General features: G+C 66.1%; 12 protein-coding genes and 1 tRNA gene. 6 read left to right on the top strand and 7 right to left on the bottom strand.

What is annotated here, in order from left to right; genetic code table 11:
- Positions 1 to 82: 82 nt before the first annotated feature.
- A complete protein-coding gene (gene mutL / locus GXP39_19105; GenBank protein NOZ30143.1) occupies positions 83 to 1,741 on the top strand; it encodes a DNA mismatch repair endonuclease MutL in 1,659 nt (552 codons plus the stop codon).
- 87 nt (positions 1,742 to 1,828) lie between these two features.
- Here the strand turns inward: mutL and pruA are convergent, their stop codons facing one another.
- The 4 genes from pruA to GXP39_19085 form a co-directional block, all read right to left on the bottom strand.
- Positions 1,829 to 3,385, bottom strand: coding sequence for an L-glutamate gamma-semialdehyde dehydrogenase (gene pruA / locus GXP39_19100; GenBank protein NOZ30142.1), 1,557 nt, complete (start codon positions 3,383 to 3,385; stop codon positions 1,829 to 1,831).
- Between the two features lie 171 nt (positions 3,386 to 3,556).
- Positions 3,557 to 6,187 (bottom strand): cyclic nucleotide-binding domain-containing protein, encoded by a 2,631-nt coding sequence (locus GXP39_19095; GenBank protein NOZ30141.1) that lies wholly within the window; start codon positions 6,185 to 6,187, stop codon positions 3,557 to 3,559.
- A gap of 132 nt (positions 6,188 to 6,319) precedes the next feature.
- A complete protein-coding gene (locus GXP39_19090) occupies positions 6,320 to 7,513 on the bottom strand; it encodes an SH3 domain-containing protein (protein ID NOZ30140.1) in 1,194 nt (397 codons plus the stop codon).
- Positions 7,514 to 7,681: 168 nt separating this feature from the next.
- A tRNA-Leu gene (locus GXP39_19085) sits at positions 7,682 to 7,764 on the bottom strand.
- A 120-nt stretch (positions 7,765 to 7,884) separates the two neighbouring features.
- Between GXP39_19085 and GXP39_19080 the strand changes: the two genes are divergently transcribed.
- From GXP39_19080 to GXP39_19060, 5 genes are all read left to right on the top strand, one after another.
- Entirely contained in the window at positions 7,885 to 8,475 is a 591-nt protein-coding gene (locus GXP39_19080) for a sigma-70 family RNA polymerase sigma factor (GenBank protein ID NOZ30139.1), read from the top strand.
- A 94-nt stretch (positions 8,476 to 8,569) separates the two neighbouring features.
- Positions 8,570 to 9,697 (top strand): hypothetical protein, encoded by a 1,128-nt coding sequence (locus GXP39_19075; protein NOZ30138.1) that lies wholly within the window; start codon positions 8,570 to 8,572, stop codon positions 9,695 to 9,697.
- A gap of 12 nt (positions 9,698 to 9,709) precedes the next feature.
- Entirely contained in the window at positions 9,710 to 10,522 is an 813-nt protein-coding gene (gene mutM / locus GXP39_19070) for a bifunctional DNA-formamidopyrimidine glycosylase/DNA-(apurinic or apyrimidinic site) lyase (GenBank protein NOZ30137.1), read from the top strand.
- Positions 10,523 to 10,965: 443 nt separating this feature from the next.
- Complete coding sequence (argH, locus tag GXP39_19065; GenBank protein NOZ30136.1) at positions 10,966 to 12,342, top strand: argininosuccinate lyase; 1,377 nt, start codon at positions 10,966 to 10,968, stop codon at positions 12,340 to 12,342.
- Between the two features lie 123 nt (positions 12,343 to 12,465).
- On the top strand, positions 12,466 to 14,850 hold the full coding sequence (locus tag GXP39_19060) for a hypothetical protein (GenBank protein NOZ30135.1): 2,385 nt from the start codon (positions 12,466 to 12,468) through the stop codon (positions 14,848 to 14,850).
- On the opposite strand, the gene GXP39_19055 is transcribed toward GXP39_19060, so the two are convergent.
- From GXP39_19055 to GXP39_19045, 3 genes are all read right to left on the bottom strand, one after another.
- Positions 14,839 to 15,639 carry a protein-L-isoaspartate(D-aspartate) O-methyltransferase gene (locus GXP39_19055; GenBank protein NOZ30134.1) on the bottom strand — a complete coding sequence of 267 codons (801 nt, stop codon included), beginning with the start codon at positions 15,637 to 15,639 and terminating at the stop codon, positions 14,839 to 14,841. The genes GXP39_19060 and GXP39_19055 overlap by 12 nt on opposite strands.
- A gap of 92 nt (positions 15,640 to 15,731) precedes the next feature.
- Entirely contained in the window at positions 15,732 to 16,232 is a 501-nt protein-coding gene (locus GXP39_19050) for a hypothetical protein (GenBank protein ID NOZ30133.1), read from the bottom strand.
- A 42-nt stretch (positions 16,233 to 16,274) separates the two neighbouring features.
- Entirely contained in the window at positions 16,275 to 16,976 is a 702-nt protein-coding gene (locus tag GXP39_19045) for a TVP38/TMEM64 family protein (GenBank protein ID NOZ30132.1), read from the bottom strand.
- Positions 16,977 to 17,264 lie beyond the last annotated feature (288 nt).

The raw sequence follows: 17,264 nt of genomic DNA, 5'->3' as shown, positions 1-17,264 counted from the left end.
CTGGGCGTCATCGAGCGGGCGCGCGCGACCGCCCCTCGATCTCGTGTGCTCCATAATCCCGTTTGAGGAGAGTGCGTAGGTCATGACGGAATCAGAAGCTGCTCGTATCCGAGTTCTGGATCCCAGCGTCTCTGAGCGCATCGCGGCCGGAGAGGTCATCGAACGACCGGCCTCCGTCGTGAAGGAGCTGATCGAGAACTCCCTGGATGCCGGGGCCACCGCCATCTCGGTGGAGATCCGCCAAGGCGGGCTGGAGATGATCCGGGTATCCGACGATGGGACGGGGATCCGGCGGGAGGATGTGCCGCTGGCCTTCCAGCGCTTCGCGACATCCAAGATCGCCTCCGTGTCCGATCTCCACCGCGTGCGCACTTTGGGCTTTCGCGGCGAGGCCCTGGCCGCCATCGCGGCCGTCAGCCGTGTGGACCTACGCACGCGCGCCCGAGAGGAGCTCGAGGGCACTCACGCCACCGTGCAGGATGGCCGTACCACCGTTGAGCCGGCTGCCTCCCCGGCCGGGTGTAGTGTCACCGTCACCAACCTGTACTACAACGCCCCGGCTCGACGCAAGTTTCTGAAGTCCCCGCTGCGCGAGGCGGAGCTGTGTCGGAATACCGTGGTGCGCTACGCGTTGGCTTACCCGCGCGTCGCCTTCCGTTTCTCCGCGGATGGCCGGGAGACGCTGGTCGCTCCGGCCGGGACGCTACAGGAGCGGGTCGCCGTCTGCCTGGGCCGAGAGTTCGCGGAGGAGAGCGTCTCCTTGCAGTGGACGGCCGCCGATCTCCGGGTGCACGGGATCATCTCCCGCCCCTCCCTGGGCCGGGCGCGCCGTCAGGCCCAGCATTTCTACGTCAACGGACGTCCCGTCCGTTCGGGGCTGTTGGCCATCGCTCTGGAGCGCCCCTACGAGGGGCGGCTGCCCTTCGGCCGCCATCCCATGGCCGTCGTGTTCATCGACATGGATCCGGTCTATGTGGATGTGAACGTGCATCCCACCAAGGCAGAGGTGCGATTCATGCATGAACGGTCCATCTATTGGGCGCTCTCGCAGGCGGTGGAGGAGGCGTTGAACCCGTTCCCTCGGGATGGCACGCCCAGCGCGATGGAGTGGCCTTTCGGGGAGTACACCCAGGATACCGCGTATGAGCAGCTTCGCGAGGTCGGCCCGGGCTATCACGCCGATTCCCCGCTGCGGGCGGTGGGGCAGTTGCACAACAGCTACATCCTGGCCCAATCGCCGGAGGGGCTGGTGGTCGTCGATCCCCACGCGGCGCATGAGGCCATCCTCTTCGAGCGGTTGCTGCGCGGGGAACATCGCCAGGAGGTGAGCCCGCCCTTCCGCCTACCCATCACCTCGCGTGAGGCGGCCGTGCTCTCCGAGCATCTGGACGTGTTGGCCGATCTGGGCATTGAGATCGAGCCGTTCGGCAAGGACGTGTTGATCCTGCGATCCCTTCCGGTCTCCCTGGCACGGGTGCCGTTGGCCGACCTGATCACCGCCCTGATCGAAGAGATCGCCTCCCGGAGGTGGTCCGACGCAACCGCGTTGCGGGAGACGCTGGCGGCGCGAGCGGCCTGCACGGCCGCCATCAAGGCTGGCGATATCCTCTCCTTCGACCAGATGCAGAAGCTGGTCGACGAGATGGCTGCACACTGGTCCCCGGCCGTCTGTCCACATGGACGTCCGGCCTTCATCACCCTGAGCCTGGAGGAGCTGGAGCGGCGTTTCCTGCGCCGGTGAGACCTGAGGGACGGCGGAGAAATATATATGCCGAGCGGATCGTCCGCTCGGCATATGTCTTTTTGCGAGTGGGATAGCGGCCGTGGGTTAGAGCAGCTCGCTGATGGACTTCGCCTGCATGAAGAGCAGCAGGTAATCGCTGCCGCCCGCCTTCGAGTCCGTTCCGCTCATATTGAATCCGCCGAATGGCTCCACGCCGACCAGGGCGCCGGTGCACTTGCGGTTGAAGTACAGGTTCCCGACGTGGAACTCGTGACGGGCACGCTCCAGCCGCAGGCGATCCCGGCTGAAGAGGGCGCCAGTCAGGCCGTACTCGGTGCCGTTGGCGATCTCCAGCGCATCGTCGAAATCGCGGGCCCGGATGACGGACAGCACGGGGCCGAAGATCTCCTCCTGCGCGATGCGGGCGTTTCGATCCACATCGGCGAAGATGGTGGGCTCGATGAAATAACCGCCCTCGGGCGTGTTGATGGCGTGACCGCCCAACACCAGTTTCCCCTCATCGTGGCCGATCTCGATATAGTCCATGATCTTATTGAAGGCCGCCTGATCGATGACCGGCCCCATCCAGTTGGACTGGTCGACCGTCGGGCCGACAGTGATCTTGCGCGCTCGTTCCACAACCCGCTCCAGCAGTGAGTCGTAGATGCTGTCCACCAGGATGGCGCGTGAGCCGGCCGAGCACTTCTGCCCCTGATATCCGAACGCGGAGACGACGATTCCCTCCGCGGCGGCATCCAGGTCGGCGGTCTCGTCCACTACCACCGCGTCCTTTCCGCCCATCTCCAGGATCGTCCGCTTGATCCATATCTGACCCGGCTGCGGTTTGGCCGCCAGTTCGTGGATGCGCAATCCGACCTCTTTGGAACCGGTGAAGGAGATGAACCGGGTCTTGGGATGGGTGACCAGGACATCGCCGATGACGCTTCCGGGGCCGGGGAGGAAATTCAGAACGCCCGGAGGCAATAACAGCTCCTCGTTGAAGATTTCCACCAGTTTGTAGGCGATGGTGGGGGCGGTGCTGGCAGGCTTCAGGACGACGGTGTTGCCCGTCACCAATGAGGCGGAGGTCATGCCCGTCATGATCGCGTTGGGGAAGTTCCACGGGGGGATCACCGCGCCGACCCCCAATGGGATGTAGAGCAGGTCCGCCTCTCGGCCGGGATATGGGACTACGGGCTGGGATCCGCCCAGGCGGATCATCTCCCGGGCGTAGAATTCGAGCATGTCGATGGCCTCCGCCGTGTCCGCGTCGGCCTCCACCCAGGATTTCCCCACCTCGTACACCATCCAGGCGCTGAACTCGTGCTTGCGCGCTCGCATGATGGCAGCCGCCTTGAGCAGGTAGCGGGCGCGCACCTCGGGCGGTATGCGCTTCCATGTCTCAAACGCCTCAGCGGCGACTTCCACAGCACGTCGGGCCAGATCCGCATCGGCCTTGGCGAAGCGGCCTATCACCTGAGATGGGTTGGCGGGATTGATGGAATCGAAGGTCTCTGATGTCTCTATCCGCTCTCCCCCGATGATGATCGGGTAGGTTTGTCCCAGTTCTGAGCCCACTTTCTCCAGCGCGGCCTGGAAGGCCTGAACGTTCTCCGGCTGCGAGAAGTCGGTCAGGGGTTCGTTACGGAATGGCGTGAGCATTCTGTCCTCCTCAAAATTGGAATGGCGTGTAGAAATGGGTGGCCGCATGATACCAGTTTACACGGGAATGGTCAATGACCGTCCGATTGTGAACGCGGCGAGGCCGGGAGCACGCTCCCGGCCTCATAGGTTCTGTATCCGGATGAAGATCGAACGGCTTCAGGGGTTGCTTTACCGAACCGCCCGTTGGAACGTCAGATAGAAGCTCGTATGGATCTTCCAGGTGCGGCGGGCGATATCTCCCAGCCCCATGCCGGTGACGGTGTCGCTGGGCAACCCCTCGATGGAGACGTCATATGAGTTGCCTGCGGCGTACATCTGGAAGTTGTATGAGTACTCCGTTGGCGGTTTGTCTTCCGTCTTCCCGATGACGGACCCATCACGCCAGGCGATTCGGATCGGCTGGCCGACGATGCGGTTGCCAGCCTCGTCCAGGACGTTCACGAAGATGTGATGCCGCCCCTCGGATTCCCGCTCATCCGCCCATCGCGCCTCGATGAGCCGCCAGTAAGGCTGCCCGGGCGCCACATTGGCCGGCCGCAGTCCCACGCCGAGCTGATCCAGCCGGCCGTCCCAGCTGATGGCCGCGGCTGCCGCTCGCGGCTCGGGCGTCGGGGTCGGACGCGGCTTCGGACGAGTGGGCCGCGGCGTGGGCGTGTTCGTCGGGATCGGCGTCGGCGTGGCCGTCGGCGTGTTCGTGGGCGTCGGTGTGGGCGTCGGCGTGTCCGTAGGCACCGGTGTATCCGTGGGCAGCGGCGTGTATGTGGCCGTCGGCTCCGCCAGTTCCTCCGTCGTCGGGGCCATCGCGATGGCCTGGATCTCCTCGTTGACGGGATCCACCGGCGGGTTAGCCACATTGCCGATGCTGTTTAGCGCCGAGCTGGCGTAGCCCACCGTGCTGATCAACACGGATGGTGCGGCCACCCCCAGGAGCCAGGCGAGCAGGATCAGGACCACCGCCAGCCGGATCTTCGCGCTCAGGCTCAGCGATCGGAACCAGCTCGCCACACCGTCGATCTCCAGGCGGGGCCTCGGCTGGCGGCGCGGTCGCGCTCGGTCGGCTCGAGGCCGCGTTGGGGAGACGGGGCGTGGCGTGGGGGCCGCAGCGGTGACGGCCGGGGATGTCCGGGTGGCCGCCATGGCGGCGCTTTCCCGGGCGGGGGGCGGCTCCGCTGGTTGCGCCCCGCGCTCGCTCAGGCGGGAGGCCAGGCCGCGACTCAGGTTGAGCGCCAGCTTCGGATATCGAGCGGAGAGCATCTCGAAGTCGCTGGGACGGAGCAGCCACACATCCACGTCCGTCGCCGCCTGCGCGCTGGTGATCCGGCGCTCCTCGGCGAGCACGGCGCGCTCTCCGAAGAAATCGCCGGCATCCAGCGTCGCCACCGGCACCTCCGCGCCGTTCTCCTCCATCAGGAGGACGACGCGCCCGGATTCGATCAGGTAGAGGAAGTCCGGGGGATCGCCCTGGCGGTAGATGATCTCGTCCTGACGATAGCGCATCGGACGCAGGAACTCCGCGATCTCCCGCAGGGCCTCCTGGGGTAGCCCTTGCAGCAGGCGGATGTGACGGAGGTGCCGCTCCACGTGAGCCTCTCCCGCCTCCGCCAGTCGTTCCGAGAGGCCGCGGCTGACCGCTGTGGCGATGGCCGGATGGCGGACGACCAGGGATTCGAACTCGTTGCGATAGAGCACCCAGAGGTTGGTCGGCTGCGTCGCCATCGCCGTCGCAGAGCGGGGTCGCCCGGTGAGCAACGCCATCTCGCCGAAGAAGCCTCCGGGCCCGATGCGGGCCAACGCCTCCTGCCGTTGCCCGGAGGTCTGCAGAAGCTCTACCTCGCCCGATTCCACCAGATACATGGCGTCGGAGCGGGAGCCCTCGGAGAAGATGATCTCGCCGGCCGGCATGTGGAGCAGCAACAGCCGGCTGGCGATGGTGCTCAGCACCTCGTGCGGCAGCCCCTCGAAGAGCGGCATACGGGCCAGGACCTCGGCGGCGGCCGCCTGATCCTCCGAGCTGAGGGGGGCGTGCAGCCCTTTGCTCAGGGCCCTGGCCAGCCCGGAATGTCGGTGAATCAGCATTTGGAACTCATCGCGGCCCAGCATCCACAACAGCGCGTCCGTGGCCGCCTGAGCGCCATAGAAATGTGGCTTATTGGTGAGCAACGCCATCTCGCCGAAGAGCTGTCCCTCGGACAGGGTCTTCGGCTCGCCGCCCTGCTCGCCCGGCAGCAGGGTGATCTTCCCTGACTCGATGATGAACAGGGCCTCGGGGCGATCCCCGGCCTGGAAGAGCACCTGTCCGCTGGGGACGTCGACGGGCTCCAGGAGGCGGGCTAGGGCGGCGAGGTCGTCCTCGTTCACCTCCTCCAGCCCCGCCACATGGTGCAGCCTGGATGTCAGGTAGGCCTCCATCTGCACCACATGTCCCCCGAAGGCCCGGCTGAGGGCGACGCCCAATGGCGGATGTTGCGTGATCAGCTCGGTGAGATCGTCGTCGCTCAACTCCCACAGCTCCAGTGGGGTCGCCGCGATGGCGCCGGTAGAGCGTGGATGGCCGCGGAACAGGTCCGCCTCTCCGATCACGCTGCCGGGACCCAGGCTGGCCAGCACATCCCCCCCGCTCGAGACCAGGCGTACCCAGCCCGAGCGGACGATGTACAAGGCCCTCGCCTCGTCACCGATGTTGAAGAGATGCTCACCTTGGGCCAGCTCTTGAGGCTGCAGCCGCTCCGCTATCCGTTCCAGGTCGGGTTCGGATAGCAAGGAGAAAAGTGGCGTCTCTTTCAGGATACGGGCATTCACTATGAAATCCCCCTATGCATCTCGATATTGCGCTGCGTGCTTTGCCATGGATAAAGATAACCGATAATGGCCAGATCGTCCAAGTCGCTCGCCTGTCGATTGTCCTACCATTGCCTGAAGCGAGCGTGTCAGCTACCACGTCCTTTGGAAGATCACCTCCCACGAGTAGTGATAGCGGCAGAGTCGATTTTCGTTGATGAGGCGGCGGCATTCCGCCTCATCCGGGCAATATCCGGCCCCAATGAGCTCCGGAATGGGGATCTTCTCGTCTTCCACTTCCAGGGGGCGGGTGGTCTCGCTGCTGAAGTTCAGCACGCGGACCTGGTCGCCGTGTTTGAACAGATCGAAGACGACGCGGCCGGGTCCCTTCCCATCAGCGCCGGTCACCTTGATGTCATCGGGCACCCAAACGCGCCCAACCTGGATGCCGTCAAGCGGGGCTCCAGCGGCGTCTATCACGGTCACGAAGATGTTGTGCATGCCCACACACCCGCCATTCTCCTGGATGCTCAGCAGCCGGGTGCTGGCCACGCGGAAATCTACCTGCGGCTGTGGCACGGGCGTTGCCGTAGGGGGCAGGGGGGTCGGCGTCGGAGGCGGTGGGGGGACATCACGCACAACCGGCACGTCGCCGGTCTCGCCTTGTGACTCCGCCAGGGCCCCGTAGATCCACCCCGACTTCTCGCCTGCACAGCAGACTTGCCACCATGTGCCCGCGGCGTTTTGTCCGGTGATCGTCACCGCATCCCCGGCGGCGAGTCGCCCCACAATCGGGTAGTCCGTGCTGGGGCCGGATCGCACATTGAGCACATCCGCCTGAACCACGGCTTGGGGGATGGGAGTGACCGTGGGAGTGGGGGTGGGCAATACAGGGGTGGGCGTTGCCGTCGGCGGCACGGGCGTGAAGGTAAACGTGGGGGAGACCTCCGGCGCGGAGGTGGACGCGTGCGTCGCCACCGGCGTGGCCGTGAACCTGGCCGTGGCGTAGCGCGCCATCGTGGCCGTTTTCACTCCCAGTGCCATGGACAACGCCACCAGATGATCGGTCGCGGCGTCGTCCTTGCCCTCGTGGATATAGCGCTCGGCCAACATGGCCAGCCATTGCTCCGCGTTGGGCACGTCGAGGGCGTGAAGCCTGGTCTGTGCTTGCTCCAGATCCGCATCCTGAGCAAAGTCCGCCGCGATCTGTACGGCCTGGGCCTCCTTCTCCGCGGGTGAGAGATCCTTTCCGTCCTCCACGCGCTGACACCCGGTCATGATGAGCAGGGCCAGGGACAGGGAGAGGAGAAGGAGCCAAGGGTTAAGCTGGAGCGACTTACTCGCCATACCGGATGCGTCCACGTGAAGACAATAAGCAGGGGGCAGGAACGGATCGTGCTCCATGCCCCCAGCCTGTTCGCAAGTTATCATAACGTCATCTTCTGAGAAGGTTTTAGCCACCTTTCTGGTTCCCTGGTATAATGCGACAAGGAGGCTAAAAACCCATCTGGCAGATGCCGAAGGTGGGAGTCGAACCCACACGGGATAACCCCACACGATTTTGAGTCGTGCGCGTCTGCCAGTTCCGCCACTTCGGCACGCTGACGTTTTTCAGTATAGCCCATTCCGGGCGAAACGTCAAATGAGCCGCAAGATGAGCCGTTTTCCCGCCAGAAAGCCCACGAGGCCGATTGACAACGCTCGGAGCGTCACCGAGTATGGACGAAGGGGAGCTCATTCAAGCCGCGCAACGGGGCGAACTGTCCGCCTTCAACCAGCTGGTGTTGACATACCAGGGGTTGGCTTATAACGTGGCTTATCGCGTCTTGGGAGATCCCGATGCGGCAGCGGACGCTACGCAGGACGGGTTCCTCAAGGCGTTCCGCGCGCTGCGGAACTTTCGCGGTGGCTCCTTCAAGTCCTGGCTCCTGCGCATCGTGACCAATACCTGCTATGATCGCCTGCGGGCCCAGAAGCGTCGGCCGACCAGCTCCCTGGAGGATATGGCCGTTGATCCCGAACACGCCGCTCGTCTCGTGTATGATGGCGAGGACCCGGAGGAGTACGCCCTCCGCCAGGAGCTGAGCGCCCTCATCCAGGAAGGGATCCAGCGTCTGCCGGAGGATCAACGGATCACGCTGGTCCTGGCCGATATCGAGGGCCTCTCCTATCAGGAGATCGCGGAGGTGACGGGCGTGCAATTGGGGACGGTGAAGTCGCGCTTGAGCCGGGGGCGGGCGCGACTGCGGGATTACCTGCTGGAGCGTCAGGAACTTCTCCCGCGACGCTATCGTCTTAGAAATGATTAGGCAAGCGGGATGGTGTCTGGTGTGACGGCTTGCCAGGATGTGCGTTTGTCGTGAGATCGAAGCGAATGGGTGACGTAAGGTGCCAAACAGGGGAATGAAAGCCGGAACAGGGAACTCGGGCGGGAGACGCCGGCCGCGTGTTCGCGTAACGGATGAGCTGCTGTCCGCCTACATCGATGGCGAGGTGACGCCTGAGGAGCGAGAGGCGGTGGAGGAAGCCGTCGCTCGTGACCCGGACGTGGCTTTCCGCTTGCAGACGCTGCAGCATACGGTCTCCCTGCTGTCGAACCTGCCACGAGCGTCCTTGCCCCGGGCCTTCACGTTGAGCGAGGCCGATGTGGCGCCGGATCGCCGGGAGCCGTTCTGGCGTCGGTGGCGCGGACTGACGCTGTCCCTCTACCTGCGCGGCGCGACCGCCCTGGCGGCCACTTTGCTGGTCGTCCTGTTGGTGGGGGATTTCTGGCTTTCCGGCCAGCTTGCGGTCGGGAGCCGCGCGCCGGCCCCACTGGAGCGGAAGCAAGCGGTGGCCGTGGAAGAGGCTGAGATCCCGGCGGCGACGATGGAGACGGCCCTGAAGGCGGAGTCCATCCCCGCTCAAGAGGAGAAGGGCCTGCCTACGCAGGAGGCGGCGCCGGGTGCCCCGCCCCCCGCCCCGTTGGTCATGGAGAAGGTTGAAGCCCCAGAGGCCCCACCAGCGGAGGGGCAAGTGCCGAAGGGGGCCGGCGGAGAGGCGGCACCGGAAGTGCGCACGTTGGTCGCTCCGCCCCTGGAAGTGCCGGCGGCTGCCGAGGAGGAGGAGCCCGCTGTCGTCGCGAGGAAGGCTCCCCCGGGTGCCCCACAGCCGGCTGCACCTGAATCGCCGACGGCGGAGACCGCCGTCGCGGCCGGGCAGCCGCCCGCGGTGGCACCTGCAGCCCCTGAGGACGCCACGGCGACCGCTCAGGCGGGAGCCTTGGCCACCCCCACCCCGGCACCTCCGACGATCGTGGCCACGCAGGTGGCCGCCCCTGCGCCGGCGACGCCCACCCCTGTTCCCCTCGTAAAGGCGCCGGAGCGTGCACCGGGACGAGGCCCCGTCCCAGAAGGGGAGGTCAGCTGGGTGGAGGGCAGAGAGGAACGCCTTTTCGGCGTGCCCATCGCCTGGATACGCGCGCTGGAGGTGATCCTGGTCGCCGCGGTGGTGATCCTAGGTGTGGCCAGCTGGCTGACGCGCGCACGCTAGGAGTAACCTGGCATGCCTGAGCTGCCGGAGGTCGAGACCACCGCTCGCGAACTGCGCCCCCATTTGATCGGGCGCCAGATCACCGAGGCGGCCGTCTACTGGCCGAGATCCATCGCCTGCCCATCCCCCGAGAAGTTCCTCTCGCTCGTGCGCGGCCGGCGGGTCCTCAACGTCACACGGCGTGGCAAGTACCTGGTGCTCCCTTTGACGGATGGCTGGACGCTTCTGATCCATCTGCGCATGACGGGCAATCTGCGCGTCCAGCCGGTTGACCGCCCTGTGGACCCCCACACCCGGGTGATCCTATCGCTGGATGACGGCCGGGCGCTCCATTTCACAGATCAGCGAAAATTTGGGCGATTGTGGCTGGTGCAGGATCCGGAGACGGTGCTGGGCGGGCTGGGGCCGGAGCCGCTCGATCGATCGTTTACAGCCAGAGATCTGGCCGCCTGCCTGCGGGGACGCCGTACGCCTATCAAGGCGGCGCTTCTGGATCAGCACTGCATCGCTGGCCTGGGGAACATCTACGCGGATGAGGTTCTGTTCGCGGCGCGCATCGACCCCCGTCGCCCGGCTGATAGCCTGACCGACGGGGAGATCCGTCGGCTTCACGCGGCGATCCGGATGATCCTGGCCGAGGCGATCCGGGCCAGAGGCAGTACCCTCCAGAACTACCGCCCTCCGGCGGCGGAAAGCGGCCGATTCCAGGAGCGTCTCCAGGTCTTCCGGCGGGCAGAGGAGCCCTGCCCGGTGTGTGGCACCCCCGTCCAGCGCATTCGGCTGGCCCAGCGTTCCACCTTCTTCTGTCCCCGTTGTCAGCGGTGATGTAGGAATCCTGGAGTTTGGCCTTTTGAGAAGGTGGGACCATAGCTGTGTCCCTTCCCTGGCAAGAAGAGAGGCCTAAGGGTACCTGTTGTGTAAGGGCGACGCATCCCTGGAGATCTCGCTGCGACAAACGCCAGCGTCTTTGCTGTGGGAAACCCGCGCCATAGGATTGGCGTCATAGGATGTGTCGCCCCTACCGGCCAAGGGCCAGGGTTTCTGGTTGGTTAATGTCAGGGTAGTGTATCTTTTTCGGTGGAAATGCGGCGGGAGCTTTGAGGGGCGCAGTCCCTCAGAAGGGACTTCCACCATTTTGGATACACTACCGTGTCAGGGGCCTGGTTGGTGAAATCGGGATCGTCCCGTATAATCAGCCCGAGCGAGCGGGACGCCTTTGAGGTCGTCCTGTCATTATGCTTCCGAATGTCGTGTGGAGAGGAGAGGCGATGACCGCTCTTTGGGGAGGACGTTTCAGCGAGGGGCCGGACCCGTTGGCCGCCCGGTTCACGCACTCCATCGGCTTCGATCAGCGGTTGTGGGACGCGGACATCACGGGGTCGATCGCGTGGGCCAGGGCGATCTGTCGCGCCGGCCTTATCACCGAGGAGGAGCGAGATCGGCTGATCGAGGGGCTGGAGGCCGTGCGGGCGGAGTGGGCGGCCGGGACCTTTGCCATCCAGCCGGAAGACGAGGACATCCATACGGCCAACGAGCGACGGTTGGGCGAGATCATCGGCAAGGAGATCGCGGGCAAGCTGCACACCGGACGCTCGCGCAACGATCAGGTGGTCACCGATGTGCGGCTCTGGCTGCGAGACACCAGCAGGCAGCTTCGCTCGGCGCTGCTCGACCTGCAGAAGGCAGCCATCGAGCGGGCGGAGGCGGGGCTGGATGTGCTCATGCCCGGCTACACGCACCTCCAACGCGCTCAACCGGTACGCTTCGCCCTGTGGATGATGGCCTACTTCTGGATGTGGCAGCGGGATCGGGAGCGGCTGGATGATCTCATGCGGCGGGCCGATCTGTGTCCGCTGGGCGCGGGCGCCCTCGCTGGCAATCCCTTCGACGTGGATCGCCAGGCTTTGGCCGAGGATCTGGGATTCCCCGGCATTACGCCGAACGCCATGGACACGGTGTCCGATCGCGACTTCATTCTGGAGTTCCTCGGCTGGGCGGCCATCCTGGGCGTTCACCTCAGCCGGCTGGCCGCCGATCTGACGCTGTGGTGCACGGCCGAGTACGGCTTCGTCACCCTGTCCGACGCACACAGCACCGGCTCCAGCCTGATGCCGCAGAAGAAGAACCCGGACACGCTGGAGCTGCTGCGAGGGAAGGCGGGACGCCTCATTGGCGATCTGACCGCTCTGCTCACCGTGGTGAAGGGCCTGCCGCTGACGTACAACTCCGACCTGCAAGAGGACAAGGAACGACTGTTCGACGCGGCCGACACCCTGGCGGTTGCACTGCCGCTCACCGCGGCCGTGCTGCGGGAGATGACGTTGCACCCCGACCGGATGGCCGCCGCCCTGTCGGATGATCTGCTGGCCACCGACCTGGCCGACTACCTGGTACGGAAGGGGATGCCCTTCCGGGAGAGCCACCACGTGGTTGGCCGGGCTGTGCGGCGTGCGGAGGAGCTTGGCGTCCCGCTCAGCCGGCTTCCCCTCGCCGAGTTGCGGGCCATCTCCCCGCTGTTCGCCGAGGACGTGGCCGAGGTCTGGGACTTCGAGCGCTCGGTGGAGCGACGCCGCAGCGCGGGGGGCACCGCGCGCGCCGCCATTGAGGCGCAGATCGCTCAAGCGCGGGAGTTGGTGGAGGAATAGACGACGGACGAGAGACGAAAGACGACGGTCGGAAGACGGTGGCCGGGTAGGAGCATGGCTCTCTTCGCACTTGCCGTTCGTCGTCTGTCGTCTTCACCCGCATCGCCCTGAGGGAGGGCCACCTTGTCCGCGACGGATCTGGGGCTGTTTCTCCTGGCGGCGGCCGCGCTGTTGTTGGAGATCGTGCTGACGCGGGTCTTCGCGATCACGCAGTTCTATCACTTCGCCTTCATGGCGGTGAGCGTGGCCCTGCTGGGATATGGCGCCAGCGGCACGGCGCTGAGCCTGGCGTCCGGCTGGCGACATCCTCCCATTGCACGACGTCTGGCCGCGATCGCCGCCGGCTTCGGTGTCACCGCCCTGGGCGGATACCTCATCGCGAACTGGCTTCCCTTTGACTCCTACACCATCGCCTGGGAGCGTCGGCAGGCCCTCTATCTGGCGCTGTACTTCCTTGCCCTCGCCGCCCCCTTCTTCTGCGCGGGCCTGGGCATCGCGCTCGCCCTGTCCTCCGAGCCGACGCGTGCCCATCGCGCCTATGCGGCCAACCTGGTGGGGTCGGCGGCCGGGGGAATCGCCGCGCCGCTGCTGTTGGGCATGTTAGGAGGGCCGGGTACCATCGCCGCGGCCGCTGGGATCGGCAGCCTCTCCGTTGTGGGCTTCGGCTGGCGGCGGCGGCCCTTGCGCTGGCTGGGCCTGGGGGCTGGGGCGATCCTCCTCGTGCTGGCGTGGTGGCAACCTCCATGGCTGGCGCTCCACCTCTCGCCGTACAAGGGGCTGAGCCTGGTCCTGAACTATCCCGACGCTCGCATCGTTTTCCACGCCGAGAACGCCCAGGGGCGAGTCGATGTGGTGGAGAGCAGCACCATCCGCTCGCTGCCGGGGCTGAGCTATGCCTATATGGGCACCATTCCGCCCCAGCGCGGGCTCCTGGTCGACGGCGATGGGCTGGCCCCCATCCTCCTCGCCGACCGGGTGACCGACTGGTCCTTCATCGATGATCTGCCCACGGCCATCGCCTACCGGATGCGCCCGGGCGCCCGGACGCTGATCCTCCACCCGCGCGGTGGCCTGGAGGTGTGGACTGCGCTGCGGTCTGGGGCATCGTCGGCGGTGGTCGTGGAGCCGAATCCGCTCATCACCCGCGCCGTGAACGCCACGGCCGGTCGCTCCCCGTACGTCGAGCCGAACGTCACCGTGGTGCACGAGGAGGCCCGCACCTATCTGCACCGGACCACCGCCCGCTTCGATCTCATCGTCCTCCCGCTGTCCGAGCCATATCGGCCGGTCACGTCGGGCGCGTACAGCCTGGCCGAGACGTACGATTGGACGGTGGAGGCCTTCCAGGCGTATCTGGGCCGTCTGACCCCACGAGGGATCCTGGTAGTGACCCGCTGGCTGCAGACGCCTCCCAGCGAGTGGGTACGGGCGGCCGCGCTGGCCGTCGAGGCGTTGGATCGGGAGGGGGTGGAGGATCCGGCCATGCATCTGCTCGCCTTCCGCGGCATGCAGACGGGCACGCTGCTCATCTCCCGGTCGCCGCTCACCGGGGAGGAGGTGGTGGCGGTGCGCGCCTTCGCGGCCGACCGCAGCTTCGATCTGGTAGCGGGGCCGGGGGTGCGCCTCGAGGAGATGAACCGGATCAATCGTTTGCCGGAGCCGTACTACGAGCGCGCCTTCGCCCGGATCCTGACGGGCGATCGAGAAGCCTTCTATCGGGAGTACGCGTTCGCCGTGTGGCCGCCGACGGACGACCGGCCCTTCTTCTTCCATTTCTTCAAGTGGGCGCAGACGCCGGCCATCCTGCGCACGCTGGGACAGCGCTGGCAGCCGTTCGGCGGGTCAGGGTACTTCGTCCTGGTGGCGCTGCTGGCGTTGGCCGCGCTGGCATCCGTCGTCCTGATCGTGCTGCCCGTCGTCCTGCGTAAGCGAGTCCGGCAGCGCCAGATGGCTCCCGGCCTGCGAGTCCACGCGTTGCTCTACTTCGGCGGGCTGGGATTGGGGTTCCTGCTGGTGGAGATCCCGTTGGTGCAGCGGTTCATCCTCTTCCTGGGGCATCCCACTTTGGCGTTGGCGGCGGTGTTGTCGGGCCTGCTGCTCTTCTCGGGGATAGGGAGCATGCTGGCCCCTCGCGTCCGCCTGATCCCGGCGCTCGCCGGGCTGATCCTGATCATCGTGGTGTGGCCGACCGTGTTACGCCTGACCTTTGAGGGCGCGCTGGGATGGCCGCTGTGGGCCCGGCTGGGCGTGACGGCTGGTTTGCTGGCGCCTCTCGGGCTGCTGCTGGGCATCCCGTTTCCCGCCGGATTGGCCCGGGCGGAGGCGGCGATGCCCGGCATTACCCCGTGGGCCTGGGCGGTCAACGGGTGTCTTTCCGTCATCAGCGCCGTGTTGGCGGCGTTGCTGGCCCTGGATCTGGGATTCAGTGCCGTGCTGTATGTGGGTGCGGCCAGCTACGTGTTGGCCCTGGCGGCTATGGTTCGTATGGAGCGGTGGTCACGGGGTTGATCCCAGGATATCTACCCCGCCGGGACGCCCTTCCTTCTGCGCGGCGCCCGTCATCGGCACGAAGAGCACGCCGGCGATGTTGTTGGCCTCCAGGTTCTCGCCGCGTTTGACGATCTGCCACAGCGTCTGATATCCACCCGGCGGCCCGATGGGGATGACCAGCCGGCCGCCGTCCTTCAGTTGCTGCACCAGGGGAGGGGGCACGTGGTCCGGCGCCGCCGTGACGATGATGGCGTCGAATGGCGCCTCCTCCGGCCAGCCGTAATAACCATCGCCCTGGCGCACATGCACGTTCTTGTACCCCAGCCGCTTCAGCCGCTCCTTTGCCGATTGGGCCAGCTCCGGGATGATCTCGATCGTGTACACCTCGTCCACCAGCTCGGCCAGCACGGCCGCCTGGTATCCGGACCCCGTGCCGATCTCCAGCACCTTATCCGTGGGCTGTAGCTGCAAAAGCTGCGTCATCAACGCCACGATGTAGGGTTGGGAGATCGTCTGGCCGAAGCCGATGGGCAGGGGGTGATCCGCGTACGCCTGATCCAGGTATTCGGGCAGGACGAACTCGTGGCGGGGCACTTTCTCCATGGCCGCCAGAACGCGCTCGTCGGTGATGTCTCGAGCGCGCATGGTCTTCTCCACCATCTCATGTCGCAGGCGTGCGTATGGGTCTTCCGATGAGGGCGTCGCGGTGGGAAGCACGTGGGCGGTGGGGGATGAAGGGGGTGGAGCCGCGCACGCGGCCCACCAGAGGCAGATCAATACAGCCAGAATCCACTGTCGACGAACCATCTCTCGCCTCCCGGCCGGCCCCCGGCGAAGCCGGGACGCCGACACAACTCGCGCATCATACGAATGCAGCGGTGAAGCGGGGCTCCGATGTCTCACTCCGTGGAAGTCACCTCGATCTGTTCCTCCGTCCTCGGGTCGATCCGCCATCCCCGCAGGCGATCCAGCCAGAGATGGCGGCGGTGCTCCAGGCAGCGCACGTCGTATTCCCAATACCATGTGCCGGCGATGGAATCCCTGCGGTTTCCGAAACGGAATCGCCGTCGATAGCGGATGGAGTGGTCCAGGCACACGCGCCGACCGCACACGGAACAGGCGGGGAGCGTCTGTTCGAACACCTGCTGACACACCGCGCACGTGCGATAGGCCACATCCCGCTCCCGTTTTCGCTCCCGTCGCTGACGGCCGCGCTCGATCTCCGTGATCGCCCGATCGACGCAGCGCTGGCAGCCGTCCGGGCCGAAGGCCTCCACCAACTCGTCGGGATATGGGACCAGATGCTCGGAACAGACCGGCCGACCGCACGTGCGACATCGGGTTACGGCCTGCCCAGCACAGAGGTGACAGGTCTCTCCTGCCGCTTCGTCGTCACCCATGGTACCTCACGCCCTGATGGTTGACATAATATATCGTCTCTCTCAGGATTCGCTCGTTCGCCTCGCCCGGCGCAGCACCCGTTCCTCGACGCTCGCCGCGATCCGCCGTCCCGTTCGATACAGCAGCAGGCCGGCCAACAGGATCGCCAGGAGCGCCCCCAACAGCAGTCGGGGGGACAGGGCGATCGCCCCGGCCCCTACCGCCGCCACGATCCCGACGGAGGGCCCGCGAGTGAGGAGCACCACGCCCAGGAGCTTCCAGATCGGGATGCGGGTCAGGCCAGCCAGGTAGTAGGGGGCATCGCCGACCGGGCTTGCCATCAAGAGGAACCACACCCACAGCGCGTCCGCGTGGACGGCGTGCTCCCAACGGGCCACGCGCTCCGCGCCCAGCCATCGCTCGACGAAGGGGCGTCCCAATCGCCGGGCCAGCACCATCGCCAGCGCGCCGCCGATCAGCATCCCCGCCAGGCCGTAGAGCGCGCCCGGCACCGCGCCGAACAGGTAACCGCCGGCCATCTGCACGAAGTAGCCGGGGATCGGGGCGAACACGATCTGCGCGGCGTTCACGGCGATCAGGGCGATCGGCCCCCACGGTCCCAGAGCGGCCAGCCACTCCCTGGCGCTCTCCATGTCCGCCAGCATATGTGAAAGCGGTCGCCACAAGGCGACGGCTGCGATGAGACCCAGTGCGATGATGAGCAGGGGACGCCACGGAATACGCACGGATCGGCGAATCGGCATCGTACCTCCTCGGGCCGAGTATAGCGAGCCCTCAAGCCCTCGTCAAGCGGATTTCGTGCAGGCTGGGGATGGCGGTTGGCTGCCCTATTCGCATCAACTGAACAGCATGAGCGAGGCCTCCGCCTGTCGCTTTTTCCTTCCACGGGCGGTCGCACCGGAAAGGGGAGGCGCGGAGGGGAAGCCCCTCCGCAGGAAAGCTCTTTCTCTCGCCTTTTCCCTGCCTGGTTGGGGCTTTGGCCGGTGGCCTCCGGCCCCACGGGGCAGGTGAGGGGCTGAAAATAGAGTTCT

It is taken from the genome of Chloroflexota bacterium, from assembly GCA_013152435.1.
In the GTDB taxonomy this organism is placed as follows: Bacteria; Chloroflexota; Anaerolineae; order DUEN01; family DUEN01; genus DUEN01.
Note: the sequence above shows the minus strand (reverse complement) of the source record. Positions and strands in the feature narration are given on the sequence as shown.